Annotated in this window: 14 protein-coding genes; 12 read left to right on the top strand and 2 right to left on the bottom strand. The window is 64.0% G+C overall.

Annotated elements, in window-relative coordinates; genetic code table 11:
* Positions 1-560: 560 nt before the first annotated feature.
* Complete coding sequence (locus ACOYYX_RS14260; protein ID WP_422930569.1) at positions 561-1,724, top strand: M20 family metallopeptidase; 1,164 nt, start codon at positions 561-563, stop codon at positions 1,722-1,724.
* A 151-nt stretch (positions 1,725-1,875) separates the two neighbouring features.
* Here ACOYYX_RS14260 and ACOYYX_RS14255 read toward each other — a convergent pair whose 3' ends face one another.
* Positions 1,876-2,211 (bottom strand): hypothetical protein, encoded by a 336-nt coding sequence (locus ACOYYX_RS14255; RefSeq protein WP_422930568.1) that lies wholly within the window; start codon positions 2,209-2,211, stop codon positions 1,876-1,878.
* Between the two features lie 164 nt (positions 2,212-2,375).
* On the opposite strand from ACOYYX_RS14255, the gene ACOYYX_RS14250 reads away from it, so the two are divergent.
* Positions 2,376-3,542 carry a M28 family metallopeptidase gene (locus tag ACOYYX_RS14250; protein WP_422930567.1) on the top strand — a complete coding sequence of 389 codons (1,167 nt, stop codon included), beginning with the start codon at positions 2,376-2,378 and terminating at the stop codon, positions 3,540-3,542.
* A 47-nt stretch (positions 3,543-3,589) separates the two neighbouring features.
* Here ACOYYX_RS14250 and ACOYYX_RS14245 read toward each other — a convergent pair whose 3' ends face one another.
* Positions 3,590-5,623: a hypothetical protein gene (locus ACOYYX_RS14245; protein ID WP_422930566.1), complete on the bottom strand. Its 2,034-nt coding sequence runs from the start codon at positions 5,621-5,623 to the stop codon at positions 3,590-3,592.
* 462 nt (positions 5,624-6,085) lie between these two features.
* On the opposite strand from ACOYYX_RS14245, the gene ACOYYX_RS14240 reads away from it, so the two are divergent.
* The 10 genes from ACOYYX_RS14240 to ACOYYX_RS14195 all read left to right on the top strand — a co-directional run bounded on the left by ACOYYX_RS14240 (position 6,086) and on the right by ACOYYX_RS14195 (position 17,265).
* Positions 6,086-6,634 (top strand): 3-hydroxyacyl-ACP dehydratase FabZ family protein, encoded by a 549-nt coding sequence (locus ACOYYX_RS14240; RefSeq protein ID WP_422930565.1) that lies wholly within the window; start codon positions 6,086-6,088, stop codon positions 6,632-6,634.
* A 351-nt stretch (positions 6,635-6,985) separates the two neighbouring features.
* Positions 6,986-7,372 (top strand): acyl carrier protein, encoded by a 387-nt coding sequence (locus tag ACOYYX_RS14235; RefSeq protein ID WP_422930564.1) that lies wholly within the window; start codon positions 6,986-6,988, stop codon positions 7,370-7,372.
* A 234-nt stretch (positions 7,373-7,606) separates the two neighbouring features.
* A complete protein-coding gene (locus tag ACOYYX_RS14230) occupies positions 7,607-8,083 on the top strand; it encodes a beta-hydroxyacyl-ACP dehydratase (protein ID WP_422930563.1) in 477 nt (158 codons plus the stop codon).
* Positions 8,084-8,207: 124 nt separating this feature from the next.
* On the top strand, positions 8,208-9,542 hold the full coding sequence (locus ACOYYX_RS14225) for a beta-ketoacyl-[acyl-carrier-protein] synthase family protein (protein WP_422930562.1): 1,335 nt from the start codon (positions 8,208-8,210) through the stop codon (positions 9,540-9,542).
* Positions 9,543-9,590: 48 nt separating this feature from the next.
* A complete protein-coding gene (gene fabF, locus ACOYYX_RS14220; protein ID WP_422930561.1) occupies positions 9,591-10,874 on the top strand; it encodes a beta-ketoacyl-ACP synthase II in 1,284 nt (427 codons plus the stop codon).
* Between the two features lie 97 nt (positions 10,875-10,971).
* The gene (locus tag ACOYYX_RS14215; RefSeq protein ID WP_422930560.1) at positions 10,972-12,015 is read left to right on the top strand and encodes an alpha/beta hydrolase; all 1,044 of its coding nucleotides are present in this window, start codon (positions 10,972-10,974) and stop codon (positions 12,013-12,015) included.
* Positions 12,016-12,133: 118 nt separating this feature from the next.
* Positions 12,134-13,840, top strand: coding sequence for a GH3 auxin-responsive promoter family protein (locus tag ACOYYX_RS14210; protein WP_422930559.1), 1,707 nt, complete (start codon positions 12,134-12,136; stop codon positions 13,838-13,840).
* Positions 13,841-14,032: 192 nt separating this feature from the next.
* Positions 14,033-15,325, top strand: a complete 1,293-nt coding sequence (locus ACOYYX_RS14205) for a DUF1571 domain-containing protein (RefSeq protein ID WP_422930558.1) — start codon at positions 14,033-14,035, stop codon at positions 15,323-15,325.
* 216 nt (positions 15,326-15,541) lie between these two features.
* Positions 15,542-15,922: a response regulator gene (locus ACOYYX_RS14200; protein WP_422930557.1), complete on the top strand. Its 381-nt coding sequence runs from the start codon at positions 15,542-15,544 to the stop codon at positions 15,920-15,922.
* An 8-nt stretch (positions 15,923-15,930) separates the two neighbouring features.
* Positions 15,931-17,265, top strand: a complete 1,335-nt coding sequence (locus ACOYYX_RS14195; RefSeq protein ID WP_422930556.1) for an ABC transporter permease — start codon at positions 15,931-15,933, stop codon at positions 17,263-17,265.
* Positions 17,266-17,276: the final 11 nt, after the last annotated feature.

Genomic DNA, 17,276 nt, shown 5'->3' with positions numbered 1-17,276 from the left:
GGTGGTGTTAAACGCCGGCGTGGGGTCGGCATTTCAACGGATTTTTGGGATTCTATGCAAAAGACTGGGCCGGGCAAGAGGAATTCAACCTCCGGCCGGTTCCATGCACGTCGATGTGTTTCGTCACGCGATTTCCCTTCTGGTGCGATCGGCGTGCCGAGATGCGTCACATGAGCAGAAATTCTGATCTTGCTGGCCTGTCCACCCAGGGACCTTTCGGGGATCCGCCCTCCACGGACAAGAAATGGTTAAGGGAACTCACCCTCCCTTTCGAAGATACGTCGCTCGCGCCCGGAAGCGACAACGAGTTGCATCCAGAAAGCCGGAGATTTTCATCGCGTCGGCGCTTTCGACCCGGGACGGCGTGGCCGAGGCGCGTGGTTGTGTCCCATCAAAGGACATGCGGGTCGAGGCCCGCGACCTCTCGCCGGGGGGTCGAAGGGTGACTCGCGGGCCGATCGCGAGTAAGATCGCTCATCCCACAGACGCTCGTTGAACCGGGTTCGCCCCCTGCTCTTCGTCGTTGCTGACTGAATCTTGCACCGATCGGAGCCGAATTCGTGGACGCCGTGATCCGCCTCCTGTCCGACCTCGTCGCCATCCCGAGTGTGAACCCGATGGGGAGGCCCCTGTCAGGGCCCGGTGTCCTCGAGGCGGGGATGTCGGATTACCTCGAGAACTGGTTCCGGGACCTCGGCGTGAGCGTTGAGCGTCAGACTGCCGCGCCCGGCCGGGACAACCTGATCGCCCGCTACGAGGCCCCGCACAGCCGGACCACGATCCTCTTCGACGCCCACCAGGACACCGTGCCGACCGACGGGATGACCATCCCCCCCTTCGAGCCCGAGATCCGAGACGGCAAGCTCTACGGCCGGGGGTCCTGCGACGTGAAGGGCGGCATGTCCGCCATGCTGACCGCCTTCGCCCGGCTCGTGAAAGAGCGCCCGATCGACTCGGCCTCCGTCATCATGGCCTGCACGGTCGACGAGGAATTCACGCATGTCGGCTCGTCCCGGCTCGCCAAGTCCTCCCACGGCGCCGACCTCGCCATCGTGGCCGAGCCGACCAAGCTCGACCTCGTCGATCGCCACAAGGGGGCCGTCCGCTGGAAGATCAAGACCAACGGCGTGGCCTGCCACAGCTCGACCCCGCAGCTCGGCGTCAACGCGATCTACAAGATGGGCCCCGTCCTCTCGGCGCTCTCCGAATACGCGAGCCGACTCCACGCGTCGAAGCCCGACCCCGTGCTGGGTTCGCCGACCCTCTCGGTCGGACGGATCGAGGGGGGAGTGAGCGTCAACGTCGTCCCCGACTGGTGCGCCGTAGAGATCGACCGTCGCCTGATCCCCGGCGAGGAAGCGAACTGGGCGCGCGACGACGTCGCCAAGTTCCTCCAGGACAGGCTCGGCAGCCTTGAAGGGATCGATTTCCTGCCGCCGTGGGTCCGCATGCCGCCGCTCTCCCCCAGGGACTCCAGGGCAACCGAGTGGGTCGAGCCGATCCGGCATGCCGTCGGCAAGGCGATCGGGCATGTGCCGTCGGTGGGGGGAGTTCCATACGGGACGGACGGCGGCCCGCTTGGCGAGGATGGGCTCCCTTGCTTCGTCTTCGGCCCCGGGGACATCGCCCAGGCGCACACCAAGGACGAGTGGATCGAGATCGAGCAGGTCAAGATGGCGGCCGAGGCGTATTACGCGATGGCCTGCGGCCTCGGAAATCGCTGAGGCTCAAAACGCGAATGGGCGACCAGGGAACGGATCCTTGGTCGCCCTCGAAAAATCGGCCGGCTCAAATCGAGCCGGTTATGTGGGTCGGGGCATCGAGGCGAAGGCCCATCCAAGGAGCCCTCGCCACGAAGCGGAGCCGCTTGCGTTCTCAGAACACGTCGAGAACGAAGTGGTTGCCCGAGTAGTATTTCTTCTTGTTCCAGTCGTGCCAGCCCCAGGGATGGCGGAAACCCAGGTGCCGCTTACCACCGTAGAAGTTGTGGTAGTAAGGACCCTGGATCTGCGGCACAATCCGCTGCTCGCGGGGGTACACGTAGAAGTTGTCGTAGAGTGAGCGATATTCGTGGCCGTTACCCGGAACCTGGGGCGGGACGTAGGGCCAATGGAGATAATCGTCCCAGTCCTGAGCCTGCGACACCCCGCCGCCGAAACCGACGAGCAGGAGCGCGAACGCGATTCCCTGGAGCCATGAGGCACGCGACATATTCCACCTCCGTGTAGGAAAGTCGTTCCCTTACGACTCTGAGTATGACACGCGCTTTTCGAGGCGGGGGCAAATCGCAAAAAAGAATTCGGGTTCGAATTCGGGATATGACCCTCGGGAAAAGATTGTGCGTCGGGCCGGAAACCCCGTTATGGAGGACGGAGATGATCACCTCGATTAGTCGGAAGGCAACGCCATCAAAGCTCGGGTTCCTCGCCGCAGGGCTCCTCCTGTCCAGCCTGGCTTACGGACAGGCGCCGGAACCCGAAGAAAAGCGACTTCGCGACGAGGTGACGCTGCTGGCCTCCCCCGCCTTCCAGGGGCGGAGCGACGTTGGGGCCCGAAAGACAGTCGCCCACCTCATCAAGACCTTCCAGACGCTCAAGCTCGAACCCCTCTTCGGCGGCAGCTACATCCAGGACGTGCCGACGGGGAATTCGGGCTGGCTCCCCGGGCGGAACGTCGGCGCCAGGATCGTCGGCAGCGACCCCGAACTCCGCGACGAGTGGGTCATCGTCTCGGCCCACTACGATCACTTGGGGGTTCGGAATGGCGTCCTCTACCCGGGAGCGGACGACAACGCGTCGGGCGTGGCGATGATGCTCGAAGTGGCCCGATCGATCGTCGAGGGTCCGGTCAAGCCGAAGCGGAGCCTCATGTTCGTCGGGTTCGACCTCGAGGAGATCGGGCTGTATGGCTCGCGTTACTTCGTCGAGCACCCCCCGGTTCCACTCCAGAGGATCGCCCTCTTCATCACGGCCGACATGATCGGCCGGTCGCTGGGAGGCGTCTGCGAGCCATACGTCTTCGTCATGGGGAGTGAGAATGCCCCGGGGCTCCGACCGTTGCTCAACGAGTCGGTCGCCGGGCGCTCGCTCAAGCTGGGCGTAGTGGGCTCGGACCTCCTCGTCCTCGACCGGAGCGACTACGGCCCATTCCGCTCGAGGTCCGTCCCCTACCTCTTCTTCAGCACCGGCGAGAATCCGAGGTATCACTCCCCCGAAGACACTGCGGAGACCATCAACTATCCGAAGCTCGAGGCGATCAGCCGCACCATCCTCGGCGTCGTCCGTCGCGCATGCGACGCCCCTGCCCTTCCGAAATGGAGTTCGCAGCCCGAAGCCGACGACACGGAGCCGCAGACGATCCGCGACGTCCTCCATCTCCTGCTCGAGAATCGCGAGCAGCTCAAACTCGGCACCACCCAGACGATCATGATTAACAGGGCGATCCGCAGCAGCGAAGCGATCATCGCACGCGGAAAGATGACCCCTGCCGAACGCGTCGGGCTCATCAACCTCGTGAGGGTAATTTTGGTCTCGGTGCTCTGAGCCGACGGGTCGGGTTGAAGCCGTTCTCAAAATCAGCCACTCAAACCTCAGCGTGGCGGGTTGACCGGCACGGCCCGTCGAGGTGGGATGGGGCGAGGTGTTGGCGGGACCTGCCTCGCCCTAGGCGGGATGGGGACAAGGCGGCGAGGACCGCCAAACTCGCCCGGTCGGACGTTTCCGTTATCATGCCGCAAAGGGACGAGTTCCGCCTGCGGCGGGCCGCCCCCCTGGAACGGCCCGTTATCCTGGAGCCCGAAGGGGACTGCGGGTCGCTGGACGCCGAGGAGGCCCGTTTCTGCGGAATTATCGTCCTCCCCGCGACTCTGGGCTTTCAGGTCCGCGAGGCGCTTCGCGCGTTGCGCCAGGATCTCGGGCCAACCATGCGTCTGCGCCGAGTCATCTTCCATAGAGAGGCCGGCGGGAGTCTCTTCGACGCGCCTCGATGTGTTCCGGCTAACGGCACGCAGGTAAGAGATGGTTTCCTGCGCCCGCTCGACGTCCCCGAGGGCCAGGTAGACCTGCGCCCGTATGCTCAGGAGCCTAAGGCGTACGTCGGGATCATCGATGGCGGCCTCGACCGTCTCAAGGGAGTTCAAGGCTCCCTTATAATCGTCGGACAGGTACTGGAAGAGTAGCCGGGACTCGTTGAAGAAGTTCTCGAGGGCGGGGCTCCCGGATGTAGCCTCCTTCCGCCTCTCGCAAGCGACGAGGCCTTGCCTCGAGAGGTTCCGGAGCCGCATCAGCGACTCGTGGTTCATGGGCAGCTCGCCCGGGATCGGCAAGGGCGACGGGCGTTCCTGGAGGTGGCCCGAGGGGTCGACTGCCGGAGGCAAGGCCACGGTCAGAAGCTGCCTTACGCCGGTAATCAAGGTCATGAGCCACTCGATCCGCGCCGAGTCGTCCGGGAGGAGCAGCGTGCAACCCCTCTCGGTCACGTCGCAAAACCCGAGCGGCTGGAAGGGTGCCATCCCGCCGGTGCGGAACGCCAGGTTCTTCTCGTTGGGAGATAGTGATAGCGCGGTGAGTTGGATCGGGTGCTCGACCGGGTTAAATCGCTTGAGCGTCTCGCGACTACGAGGCCGGAACCACGTAATCTCGGACATGGGGCCGGCCACCTCTTCCGCCAGGAAGACGTTCTCGGCGTCGCGGTCGATGCTGGCGGCGTTGATGACTCCCGACCGATCGCGCCTGTTGACCTCGATATTCAGGACGAGCGGCTCGGGCTTGCCGCCGTCGATCGGGAACCTGAGCAACGAGGACGAGGGCTTGGGTCCTCCCCTGAGCTCCACCTTGCTCGACCGGACCAAAAGGATGATCGCCTGCTTCGACCACACGGGCGGCTGTAGGACCTTGCCGACATCCGCGATCTGGTGGGGAGATCCGAAATTATTGTCGATGTAGTGGAGCGAGTCGGCTTCCGGTCCCCCGAGGTACGCTAGCTTCACCGAATCGGCCGACCAGGCGGGCCATTGCGCTTCCTCGAGCGTCTTGAGGATCCGGCCGTTGTCGGCCCGCATGATCGCCAGGCCGCGGGTCTGGTGGAAGGCCGGCACGACGAGATACTGACCGTCGGGCGACCACACCATGGAGATCATGCCGAACTCGATCGGTTTCACCGAGGCGACATCGATCATCTCCTTCAAGACCACATGTTCCTGCCTGAGTGCGTCCTGAACCACCACCTCGAACCGACTGCGATTCTTATCCTCCGGCACCAGACGACCGAACGCGATGGCCTTGCCATCGGGGCGCCAGGAGGGTGCGGAGACGGGAACCGTCGACTCGACTATGGAGACGTATTTCGAGAGGTCCGGGCGATACGCCCAAATCGTCCAGGCTTCGGGGAGCGGCTTCGAAGGATCGGCGGCATCGCCGGCGGGACCGAAGTCTACCAGGTTCGTCAGCTCGAGTGACCAGCCGAGGGGAGGTAGCAGCGAATCGGAGCGGCCCTGCGTGACGAACGCCAACCACTGCCCGTTCGGGGACCACGCGACCGGCGGGACCGCCGCCGAGGCAGGTCCGACGCCAGCAGACTGGCCGAGGAATAACCCGCAGAGGAGACCGGCGAGACGGCGATACATCGGGGACTTCACTCCTCGCTACGAATCATTCCGATCCTGGAAGATCACGTGGTGGGAATTCATTCCCTCATTCTGACACGCCACCTGGTCGAATGTAGTATAGAAGCGGTCACCCCTCCTGCCTATGTGTTTCGCTCCCATGACGCCTCGCAATCGAGGACGAGACCCGTCCTCACACCGATCAGGCCGGCATCCGATGTTACCTTGAGGAGAAGATAGGCAAATCAGGCGAATTAGGACGACTGATTTGACGGCGCAATTTGCCGGTGTAGATTTGGTTCAGCGAGGAAACTCAGGATTGAGCGGAAGTCAAAAGTCAAGAGGGTGGGGCTATTGCTCTGGGTAGGTTGCGTCAATACAATAAGCGACTCGACATGGAATCGCAATCAACCAGCCTACTCCCTACCACCCTTCCACTGAGTGCCCCCAACAACGGGACTCGCGCCATCCTCGGGGAATTCCATGCGCTTCGTCTTGATCGACCGGATCACTGAACTACAACGCGGTCAATCCCTGGTCGCGGTCAAGAACCTGTCGCTTGCGGAGGAGTATCTCGCCGATCACTTCCCCGGATTCCCGGTGATGCCGGGGGTCCTGATGCTGGAGGCCCTGACCCAGGCCGGGGCCTGGCTGATTCGCGACTATGAGGATTTCGCCCACAGCGTGGTGCTCCTCAAGCAGGCGAAGACCATCAAATACGGCAGCTTCGTGGAGCCCGGCCGCCAACTTCAACTGAAGGTGGAATTGGTCTCCCAGGGGGAGCGGGACTGCACCTTCAAGGGCGTGGGGAGCATCGATGGACAGGAGATGGTTAAAGGTCGGTTCATCCTGACCAGATACAACTTGAGGGAGCGCGACCCCGAACTGCACTCCACGGATGCCTCGATCGTTGCCGGGCTTCGCGACCTGTACGCTACACTCCGTAAGGGTTCGGTCGGGGCGAGGGCGATGGTCCGACTGGCTCCCGCCGAGGCGAACGCCCCGGTCGCGGCCCCGAACGCGGGGGCTTGATACACGGAGATCGATCCGGGGCATCCTCGAATATTGCGAGATGATTGCATCAAAATTCGAGGAGGCCTTGCTCGGTTATCCGGACCGGATCGGCCCCCAGGCCCGGGGGCCGGCCCTGCTGAGGTTGCAAGAAATTCCGATTGTTCGCAAAATACGACCCGCTGTTACGTTGCCGACTGCGCCGAAGGTCACGGTGGTTGGTGAGAAAGCGCGTATCGCGGCTCGGTCCGAATCAAGTTCGTAGGATCGTTTCGCCGACGATTACCAGAGCTTTCTCTGGATGCTCGGTGAGTCACGGGTGCTGGTTCCTGGCGGGACTGCCTTGGCGATCCCATTTTTTCTGAGGATGTCATGCCGACACACGATGAGATTTTCCAGAAGGTCCAAGCCACCCTCGTCGACGCCCTCGGTGTGGATGAGGAAGATGTGACCAGTGACGCGACGCTTCAAGGCAACCTGGGCGCGGAGTCGATCGACTTCTTGGACATCGTCTTCCGCCTCGAGCGGAACTTCGGCATCAAGATCCCCCGCGGCGAGCTCTTCCCCGAGAACGTCGTCTCCGACCCGGAGATGATCAAGGACGGCAAGCTGACGGCCAAGGGTCTCGACGAGCTGAAGGCCCGGATGCCCTACGCCGACCTCTCCGAGTTCGCCGAGGATCCGGACGTCGAGAAGATCGGCGACCTGTACACGGTCGAGATGCTCGTCCAGTACGTCCAGAGCAAGCTCGGGGCCTGAGCCCCGGCTGTCGTCGCCTAGCGGCCCCGCGTCGGAATCGATCCGTCGAATGCGAATGAGACGGATCCCGACGCAACCAGGGGTGAGAGTTGCTCCGTTGGATGGGGCGACTCCTCTCCGACCCCGGTCGTCGTCCTTTCGCGTGAGGGGCGGGTAGTTTCGAAAATGAGATGGATCTGGATCGACAAGTTCCTGGAATTCCGCAGCGGGCAGTTCGCTCGTGCCATCAAGAATTTGACGCTTGCCGAAGAGCACCTGCACGACCACTACCCGGGTTACCCGGTCATGCCAGCCTCCCTCATCATCGAGGGGCTGGCCCAGACGGGCGGAATCCTGGTCGGCGAGGCTGGCGGATTTGCCGAGAAGGTCGTCCTGGCTAAGATTCCCAAGGCGGAATTCTTCGGCGTCGCTTGCGCCGGCGACCAACTGATTTACGAGGTGACGCTGACCGACCTTCGCAGCGAAGGGGCCGTCGTCATCGGCAAAGCGTTCCTGGACGGCGAGTTGCTTGCGGACACGGAAATTGTTTTCGCCCACCTCGACAATTCCAGGGCGAACCAGATCTTCGGGCCGAAGAATTTCGTGTTCACGCAACAGCTTCTCGGGGTCCTCGACCTCGCCAAAGCACAGAATCGGGCGCGTGAGCTCGCGGATAAATCGGCCGAGGCGAACGGTGAAGCCGTAACGCCCACGCCCGAACAAACCGGATAACCCCGGTTTCCTTCGCGAACTCACTCCTCTATCACCGATTCCCAATTTCCGATAGCCTTTTAGGACGGTTCGACGGCGCGTGCTTTTTCCACGCACCGTTCCGGTGGAGACTGACGAGTTTCTCATGCTTCGTTCAAAACGCCGCGTGGTTATCACCGGGATCGGACTCGTCAGCCCCCTCGGCATCGGGCCTGAAGCCAATTGGGCCGCATACCAGGAAGGCCGAGGCGCCGTGCAGAAAATCGGCGCCTTCCCGGTCGATCAACTCCCCAATGACGTGGGTGGTGAAGTCCCCGACTTCAACCCCAAGACCTGGCCCAAGAAATATGCCCTCCCCGACCCCGAGCACCGCAAGGCCCTGACCAAGAGCCTGAAGTACATGGCTCGGGACATCCAACTCGCCGTGGCCGGGGCCGAGCAGGCGTTCATGAACGCCGGGCTGAAGCTTGGCCAACTCGACCCGACCCGCGTCGGCGTCGACCTGGGTGCGGGCCTGATCTCGACCGAGCTCGACGAGCTCGCCCCCGCCATCAACATGGCGTCTCAGGCGGGCGGGAACTTCGACTACAAGGTCTGGGGCAAGGACAGCATCGGGCAGATCCCGCCGATCTGGCTGCTCAAGTATCTGCCGAACATGCTGGCCTGCCACATCTCGATCCTGCTCGACTGCCAGGGGCCAAGCAACACGATCACCGAGGCCGAAGCCGCCTCGAACCTCGCGATCGGCGAGGCCTACCGGATCATCTCCCGGGGCCGGGCCGACGTGATGATCACCGGCGGCGCCGACTCGAAGATCCACCCACTCAGCTTCGTCCGCATGAGCCTGCTGGGTCAGATGTCCCACTGGAAGGGCGAACCGAGTGCGGCCTGCCGCCCGTTCGACGCCCGGCGCGACGGCTGGGTCCCTGGCGAAGGTGCGGGTATCCTCGTGATCGAAGAGCGTGAGCACGCGATCAAGCGAGGGGCCACAATCCTCGGCGAGATCCTCGGCTTCGGGTCGGGTTGCGACGCGACCCCAGACGGCGGGCTCGACCCGGAGGGCGTCGGCACCGAGATCGCCATCAGGTCGGCCCTCCGCGACGCGGGGATCGACGCGAAGGAGATCGGCCACGTCAACGCGCACGGTTCCGCCACTCAGGTCTCCGACCTCGCCGAGGCCCGCGCCTTCGAGCGAATCTTCGGCTCGGGGACTTCCGTGCCGGTGACCGCCCTCAAGGGCTATATGGGCAACATGGTCTCCGGCTGCGGTGCGGTCGAGTTGATCACAAGCCTGATCGGCGTAAATCGCGGCGAGATCCCGTTCATCCTGAACTGCGACGAGCCGGATCCGGCCATCTCGCTGGACCTGGTCCGCGGGTCGATCCGTCCGACCGAGAATCCGACGTTCTTGAACACCAACTTGACGCGTCATGGCCAGGCGGCTTCCCTCGTGATCCGAGGCGAGAAGGCCGCGTCCTGACGTCCGGATCCCTACGAACGAAATCGAAGCGGCGGAAAGGTTCGTGTCATGCGTCGTATTGTCGTCACCGGAATGGGCATGGTCACTCCTCTCGGTCGCGACGCCGAGTCGTCCTGGTCGGCGCTCCAGGAAGGGCGGAGCGGGGTCGGGCACATCACGCTCTTCGACGCCGAGTCCTTCCCGACGAAGATCGCCGCAGAAGCCCGCGGCTTCTCCCTCGCCGACTACGTCGAGAACGCCGAGCGCTGGGAAGAGTACTGCCGCAACACCAAGTTCGCCATCGCCGCTGCCCGCATGGCCATCGACGATTCGGGCATCGAGTCGATGAAGGACCTCGACCGCACCCGGTTTGGGGTCTATCTCGGCTCTGGCGAAGGGCAGCAGGACTTCCCCCGGTTCGTCGACCTCGTCCAGAAGTCGAACAAGCAAGGGAAGATCGACACCGCCACCTTCACGCGGCTCGGCCTCTCGTCGCTGCACCCGATCCATGAGGCCGAGCAGGAGCCGGGCACGCCCGCCGGCCACCTCGCCAGCCTCTTCGGCGCCCGAGGCCCCAACGCAAACTGCCTGACCGCCTGCGCGGCGAGCTCGCAGTCGATCGGCGAGGCCGTCGAGATCCTCCGCCGTGGCGATGCCGATGTGATGCTCTCCGGTGGCACGCACAGCATGATTCACCCCTTCGGGGTCACCGGCTTCAACCTCCTCACCGCGCTCTCGACCCGCAACGATGAGCCGACCCGCGCCAGCCGGCCGTTCGACCGGGACCGCGACGGCTTCATCCTCGGCGAAGGGGCCGGCATGATCGTGCTCGAGGAGCTCGAGCACGCCAAGCGTCGCGGCGCCAGGATCCACGGCGAGATCGTCGGCTACGGCTCGACGGCCGACGCCTTCCGGATCACGGACAGCCACGACGAAGGTCGAGGCGCCATCGCCTGCATGCGAGAGGCCCTGGCCGACGCCCAGGTGAATCCCGAGGACGTCGACTACATCAACGCCCACGGGACCAGCACCGCGGTCAACGACTCGATCGAGACCCTCGCCATCAAGCGGACGTTCGGCGAGACCGCCTACAAGGTCCCGATCTCCAGCACCAAGAGCATGATGGGTCACCTCATCGCCGCCGCCGGCAGCGTCGAGGCCATCGTCTGCTTGCTCGCCATCCGCGACGGGATCGTCCCGCCGACGATCAACCTCGACAACCCCGGCCCCGACTGCGACCTCGACTACATCCCCCACGTCGCCCGACGCAAGAAGGTGGATGTGACGCTCTCGAACAGCTTCGGCTTCGGCGGGCAGAATATCGCCCTCATCATCAAAAGGTTCGCCGAATAATCTCGGCCATCCGGATGAGGCCACTTACAGTCTGGCAACGGCTCCGACCGATCTACTAACATTGCTTTGACTTCGGTGACGACCACGGAGTTATCTCGTGCCCAGCTCTCCGGCCTCAATCCTCCTCATCTCGTTGCTGACACCCCTAGTCGGCTTGGCCGTGTTTCTGGTTTACGTGTACATTCGTTACGCACCGATCGTTGGACGCATCTTCGAAGAGAAGCCGATGTTCCTCCCCCTGCGCGTGCCGCCGCTCGAGCACGAGGGGGATTCCGTCCGCTTCAAGACGGACGACGGCATCGAGCTGGGCGGGACGTATCTGCCGGCGGCCACCGAGACCCGGCAAGGTGTCCTGGTCTTCTGCCACGAGTATCTGAGCGATCGCTGGAGCTATCGCCCCTACCTCGAGGCGTTCCGCGATCAGGGATATGACATCTTCACCTTCGACTTCCGCAACCACGGGACGAGCGAGGTCGACCACACGTACAAGCCGCTCCAGTGGGTTACAAACCACGAGGAGAGCGACCTCAAGGCCGCCCTGGCCTACGTCCGCTCCCGGCCGGACTTCGACCCCGCCGGTTTCGGCCTCTTCGGCGTGAGCCGGGGTGGCGGGACGGCCCTCGTCGTCGGGGCGAGTGATCCGGGCGTCTGGGGGGTCATCACCGATGGTGCCTTCCCGACTAGGGGGACCATGCACGCGTATATCCTCCGCTGGGCGGAGATCTACGTGGGCAGCCCGTTCCTCTGGCAGTACATGCCCAAGTTCATGTTCGAGTTCGTGGGCTGGTCGGGCCGGATGGTCGCCAGCCGCAATCTCAACTGCAAGCTCCCGAGCGTCGAGCGGGCCGCCTCGCAGATCGCTCCTCGCCCCTGGCTCATGATCCACGGCGCCAAGGACGCGTACATCGGGGTCGATATCGCGAAGGGCCTCTTCAGCAAGGCCCGCGAACCGAAGGAATTGTGGATCGTCCCGAAAGCGAAGCACAATCGCTGCAGGGAACTCTGCCCCGAGGAATACCAGGAGCGGCTCTCGACTTTCTTCGCTCGATTCGCTCCTCGCCGTCGGATCGCCGCCACTGCCCCGATGACTCCAAGGGAAGGGACCCGCGTCGAAGAGTTATCTTCCTCCGGGGTCTTCTGATCGAGACATGACGTCCTGAGGATGAAGGGACTCACCGAACGATCAGGCGCGGGAGTTTACTTTCCTTGACACCTGGATGAGTTTCCGAATCCCCGCGCCCTAGGATCGTGCTCGGCCCATGTTCGACCTGATACGGATGTATGCCGGCCTGCCTCTCATCAGGCGGTCGTTGCGGCTGGCCAACCAGTTCCTCCGCGAGACGGAACGGGCCGGCGAGATGCAGAGGGACCTGCTGCTCTCCCGGATCGCACGCCATGCCGACTCCCAGTTCGGCAAAGATCACCACTTCCACGAGATCCGAACGCCGGCCGACTTCCGGAAGCGGGTCCCCATCCGCAGCTATGATGGCCACGAGCCCTACATCGAGCGGGTTCGCAACGGCGACCTCGGGGCCCTCTTCGGCAAGGGGACCGAGGTCCTCATGTTCGCGATGACTTCGGGGACGACCAACAAGCCGAAGACGATCCCCGTCACCCGCGAGTCGTTGAATGACTATCGCGAAGGCTGGACCATCTGGGGCATCAAGGCCTTCGAGGCCCATCCTCCGATGCTCGACCGCGGCCTGAAGCCGATCCTCCAGCTCGCGAGCGACTGGCGGGAGAGCCGTACGCCATCGGGAATCCCCTGCGGCGCGATCACCGGCCTCACGGCCCACATGCAGAACCCCCTGATACGCATCACCTATTGCATGCCGCCGATCGCCTCGCGGATCAAGGACATCGAGTCGAAATACTACATCGCCCTGCGGCGTTCGGTCTTCCGCGACCTGGGGACCGTGATCGCGGCCAACCCGAGCACGATCCTCGCCATCGCCAAGCTCGGCGACCGCGAGAAGGAAGTGCTGATCCGGGACATGGCCGACGGGACGATCGACCCGAAGTGGCAGATCGATCCCGAGGTCAGGCGCTCGCTCGAACGTTCGGCGCGCTGGAAGCGTAAGGCCGCCGCACGCCGACTTGAAGGGATCGTCGAGCGCACGGGACGCCTGCTCCCGAAGGACTATTGGCCCGATCTCTGCTTCCTGTCCAACTGGACGGGGGGGACGATGGGGGCTTACCTCCGCAACTATCCCGAATACTTCGGCGAACGCCCGGTCCGCGACGTGGGCCTCATCGCGTCGGAAGGCCGTTTCACGATCCCCTTCGAGGACGGCACCCCCGCCGGTATCCTCGACGTCAAGCACCACTACTTCGAGTTCATCCCCGAGGATCAGGACGGCCGGGAAAATCCCGAGACCGTCGAGGCCACCGACCTGCAAGAAGGTAAGAATTACTTCATCCTTCCGACCACGGCCGGCGGGCTCTATCGGTATCAGATCCACGACCTCGTGCGTTGCGTCGGGTTCCACGGCAAGGCCCCCCTGCTCGAGTTCCTCAACAAGGGTGCGCACTTCTCGAGTCTGACTGGCGAGAAGCTCTCGGAATTCCAGGTCGTAGCCGCGGTCACGGAGGCCCAGCGCAGGCTCGGGCTCCGGCTCCACTCGTTCATCCTGCTCCCGTCGTGGGGAGAGCCTCCCCATTACAATTTGCTAGTCGAGGAGGGAGATCTCCCCGAACCGGCGATGGCGGAGCGACTCGGCCAGGAGGTCGAGGCGGAGTTGAAGCGCAAGAACCTCGAATACGACAACAAGCGCGAGACCCTCAGGCTCGGCCCAATTCGCACGCGACGCATTCCGCACGGATCTTGGGCTGATTTCCAGCGCCGAAGGCTGGCGAGGAGTGGGGGAACCGTCGAACAATATAAGCAGCCGCATTTGATGGCAGACCTCGGCGCGTTGGAGACGTTCCGCTTCTGCGACACCGCGACGTTGACTCAAAAGGATTGAGCCAAGGTTCGGTGAAAGTCGAGTTCGGCTTGTCAGAGATCCCGGTTTGTGATATCCGGGTTCTCACCAAGAAAACGCCGTTCGTCCTTGATAGGAGGGGTGGAAGGCGAACTGGCGGCCATGATGGCCCCGTCCTCCTCACGCGTGGCGTTCGAGGATCGGGTTGTCCCCATTGAGGGGGAGCACATCGACATGTTTTCGGCGACGGATTGCGCCTCGAAGCTATCACGTTGGATTGGGGTTTCGCTCGGCCTTTGCCTGGCCCTGAGCGAGGTCGGTTGCGCCAAATTGAATCCGTTCGGGAGGCCGGAACCGCCGATGCTCGGCTCGGCCGCACCGTTCGGCGACACGGCCAACGGCGGTGGCGACTACTACGCTCAGCAGATTGGCAGGGGCGCGGACCGCTCGCGAGAGCTCCTGGCCCAGCAGCACGAGCGTGAGCGCAAGTTCGACGCGGATCGAGGCATGAAGTCGTCGGCCTCGCGCACGGTCGTGCGCTCCACGGGTCGTCCGACCATGCCGCCCGATGGCCCGACTCGTCGGCCGACCCCCGGCCGCGTCGGCTCAAACGGACCTCTGGAAGTGGCCCTGCAACCTCCGGTCTCGGAGAGCCCGGCGGTTTCAACGCCGGCTCGACGTCCGGCGACCGCAGCAGCCCCGGCCCCGGCCTCGCCTCGAGACTCGATCGACCTGGCGAGCACCAGCAAACCCCTCAACGACCGGCCGGCTGATGTCGAGGCTGCGACGAGCGATGACGAGTCGGCCGAGAAGCTCGAATCCGTCCTGGCGGAGTCGCGCAAGAAGCTGAACTCGCTGTCGAGCTATCAGGTCACGATCAAGCGTCAGGAACGGGTCGGCGAAACGCTGCAGCCCGCCGAAGAGGCGTTGCTGAGCATCCGCCGGAACCCGAAGGCCGTCCGTCTCGAGTGGCCCACCGGCCCCCATAAGGGTCGCGAGGTGATCTACGCGACCGGCGACGGAGACGGCCTGCTGCACGTGAACATGGCGGACTCTCTGGTGCCGATGGTCCCCCTCGCCCTCGCGCCAGACAGCCCGCTTGCGATGCGTAACAGCAGGCACCCGATCTCCGAAGCCGGTTTCGACAACATCCTCGAGAACATCGAGAAGAACTTCAAGCCGGCCTCGACGAACAAGGCGGCGGGCAAGGTGACCTACCAGGGGACCGAGAACCCCGGTCAGCTCAAGCAGCCGAGCCACAAGATCGTCCGCGTGACCCCGACGGGAGAGACCTGGGTCGTCTACATCGACCCGGACACGATGTTCCCGGTGATGGTCCAGGCGACCTCGGCCAAAGGCGACCTGCTGGAGCGATACTTGTTCGTTGATCCCAAGACGGATGTTGCCGAGCTGGCCTCGGCCGACGCCTTCGATCACAACAAGCGTTGGGCCCAGACGGGCGGTTTCCTCCAGCGCCTCGCCCGCGCCGGGGGGAGCAAGCCCGCCGAAGAGAAGGCCGCCCAATGACTGCCAACTGACGAATCTGGCGGCATTCCTGACAGGGAATGATCCCCGACCCGATTCGTCATCACTGGTCGTAACTCGCGACTTGACGTGGAGTTGAAGTCTCGAGTACGTTAATCTTTGCGGCCGAAATCATGCTTTGGTCCGCCGATTGCAGGTATGTAAGGCGAACGACGACGTGAACTCCCCGACAGGCCTCCCTGCGTGAGACCGGTCGTTATGACTCTGGACCGCCCCTACTCAATCCTGATCACCGACGACGACCCCGCGCAACGTGAAACGTTCCGCGAGATCTTCGAGCCGGTCGGATTTCGAACCCTCCTCGCCGAGAGCGGCGAGGAGGCCATCGATATCGTCAAAGACCAGGATGTTCACCTGGCACTCATGGACATGCACCTCCCCAGGCTCTCGGGCCTGGAGACGATGACCCTGGTCCGCCAGATCAAGGGGGTGCTGCCGATGATCCTGGTCTCGGCCCAGAGCGACGACGACCTTCTGCGTCGGGCCCTCTCGGCGCACGCGTTCTGCGTCCTCGCCAAGCCGGTGAGCAAGAGCGTCGTTATCTACGTCGTGACGAAGGCGCTCGAGAAGTTTTATTGATCGCCCGCATGCGACGCCACCTCGTCCTGCTCGCGTGCCTCCACTCGCTCGCCCTGGCAGGCCAGGCCCACGACATCCCCAATGCCCGCATCGATCGATCGATCCAGCTCTCGGTCGAGCCAGGCCTTCTGCACGTCTCGTACGAGGTCAGCCTCTCGGACCTGACGCTCCTGCGAGACCTTCGCGACCTGATCGGTCCCCTGCCCGACGAGAACCGCCTCCAGCTTCTCGAACGTTATGGGAACGTGACCGGCCCCCTCAACGCCAAGGGGTTGCTCGCCTCCGTCGACGGCCAGGAAATCGAGCTCAAGGTCGCCGGGTTCAAGACGACCGTCGAGGAACATCCCCGGCTCGATTTCCACTTCGAGGCCAAGCTTCCGGGCAAAGGCCGGGTCGCGTTCCGGGACACCAACTTCGCGGGGAGCCAGGGGACGAGCCGACTCGCGGTCAAGGGGCTCCAGGGCGTTTCGATCCGGGCCGACGACCTCCCCTACGACGTGAACCAGATCGAGGTCCGGCCCGTCTGGCAGTTGAGCGACGCCGAGGAGCAACGCACCAAGGAGGTCGAGTTCGACTTCCTCACCGAGCCGAAAGCCCCCGTCGTCGTCGCCGCTGTGGCCCCCGCTCCCAAATCCGTTCCCACCAAGGTCGAGGCAAAAGGGCCCCGACGGCTCGTCGAGTTGCTCGACTCCGCCCCGAGGTCGTCGTTCTCATTCCTCATGCTCCTGGCCTGCGGGTTGGGTGCGCTCCACGCCTTGCAACCGGGCCATGGCAAGACGCTCGTCGCCAGCGCGGCGATCGACCGGCAAGGGCGCTGGCTCCCTTCGGCATTCCTGGCGTTGATGACGACCCTGACGCACGTCTCCAGCGTGCTCGTCATCGCGGGGGGGCTCTGGCTGACGCGGGCCTCGAACTACGGCCAGATCCATGTGGTCATCGCCCGTGTTGCCGGTTTCACGATCGCCGCGATTGGCCTCTGGCGGCTGGGACGGCATCTGGCCGGCCAGGGGGAACATTCCCACCGGATCGCGCCGACAGGCGGCAAGGTCGGATTCTCGGGGCTCGTCGGGCTGGGGATTGCGGGAGGCCTCGTTCCGTGCTGGGATGCGGTGGCGCTGATCGTCCTCGCGGGCGCCGTGGGCCGGCTGGGGCTCGGTGTCCTGCTGCTCATCGCCTTCAGTGTCGGGATGGCCGGGGTGCTGGTGGCGGTCGGTTGGCTCGCGGTTCGACTCAGGCAGACGGTCCTGCGGTCGGATGCGTCGGGGCCCTGGGATCGTCGCCTCGGGATCGCCGGCTCGCTCATCCTCTCGGTGATCGGGATTGCCTTGCTGATCTCGGCCTGATCGCCAAGGGC

This window comes from Singulisphaera chitinilytica, from assembly GCF_049331405.1.
Taxonomy (GTDB): Bacteria; Planctomycetota; Planctomycetia; order Isosphaerales; family Isosphaeraceae; genus PoT.
Note: the sequence above shows the minus strand (reverse complement) of the source record. Positions and strands in the feature narration are given on the sequence as shown.

Bases quoted from the DNA above. Each gene is read 5' to 3' on its own strand.
- ACOYYX_RS14210 (WP_422930559.1), top strand. From the start codon at position 12,134: ATGTTCGACCTGATACGGATGTATGCCGGCCTGCCTCTCATCAGGCGG.
- fabF (WP_422930561.1), top strand. From the start codon at position 9,591: ATGCGTCGTATTGTCGTCACCGGAATGGGCATGGTCACTCCTCTCGGT.
- ACOYYX_RS14240 (WP_422930565.1), top strand. From the start codon at position 6,086: ATGCGCTTCGTCTTGATCGACCGGATCACTGAACTACAACGCGGTCAA.
- ACOYYX_RS14235 (WP_422930564.1), top strand. From the start codon at position 6,986: ATGCCGACACACGATGAGATTTTCCAGAAGGTCCAAGCCACCCTCGTC.
- ACOYYX_RS14250 (WP_422930567.1), top strand. From the start codon at position 2,376: ATGATCACCTCGATTAGTCGGAAGGCAACGCCATCAAAGCTCGGGTTC.
- ACOYYX_RS14195 (WP_422930556.1), top strand. From the start codon at position 15,931: ATGCGACGCCACCTCGTCCTGCTCGCGTGCCTCCACTCGCTCGCCCTG.
- ACOYYX_RS14205 (WP_422930558.1), top strand. From the start codon at position 14,033: ATGTTTTCGGCGACGGATTGCGCCTCGAAGCTATCACGTTGGATTGGG.
- ACOYYX_RS14200 (WP_422930557.1), top strand. From the start codon at position 15,542: ATGACTCTGGACCGCCCCTACTCAATCCTGATCACCGACGACGACCCC.
- ACOYYX_RS14225 (WP_422930562.1), top strand. From the start codon at position 8,208: ATGCTTCGTTCAAAACGCCGCGTGGTTATCACCGGGATCGGACTCGTC.
- ACOYYX_RS14245 (WP_422930566.1), bottom strand. From the start codon at position 5,623: ATGTATCGCCGTCTCGCCGGTCTCCTCTGCGGGTTATTCCTCGGCCAG.
- ACOYYX_RS14255 (WP_422930568.1), bottom strand. From the start codon at position 2,211: ATGTCGCGTGCCTCATGGCTCCAGGGAATCGCGTTCGCGCTCCTGCTC.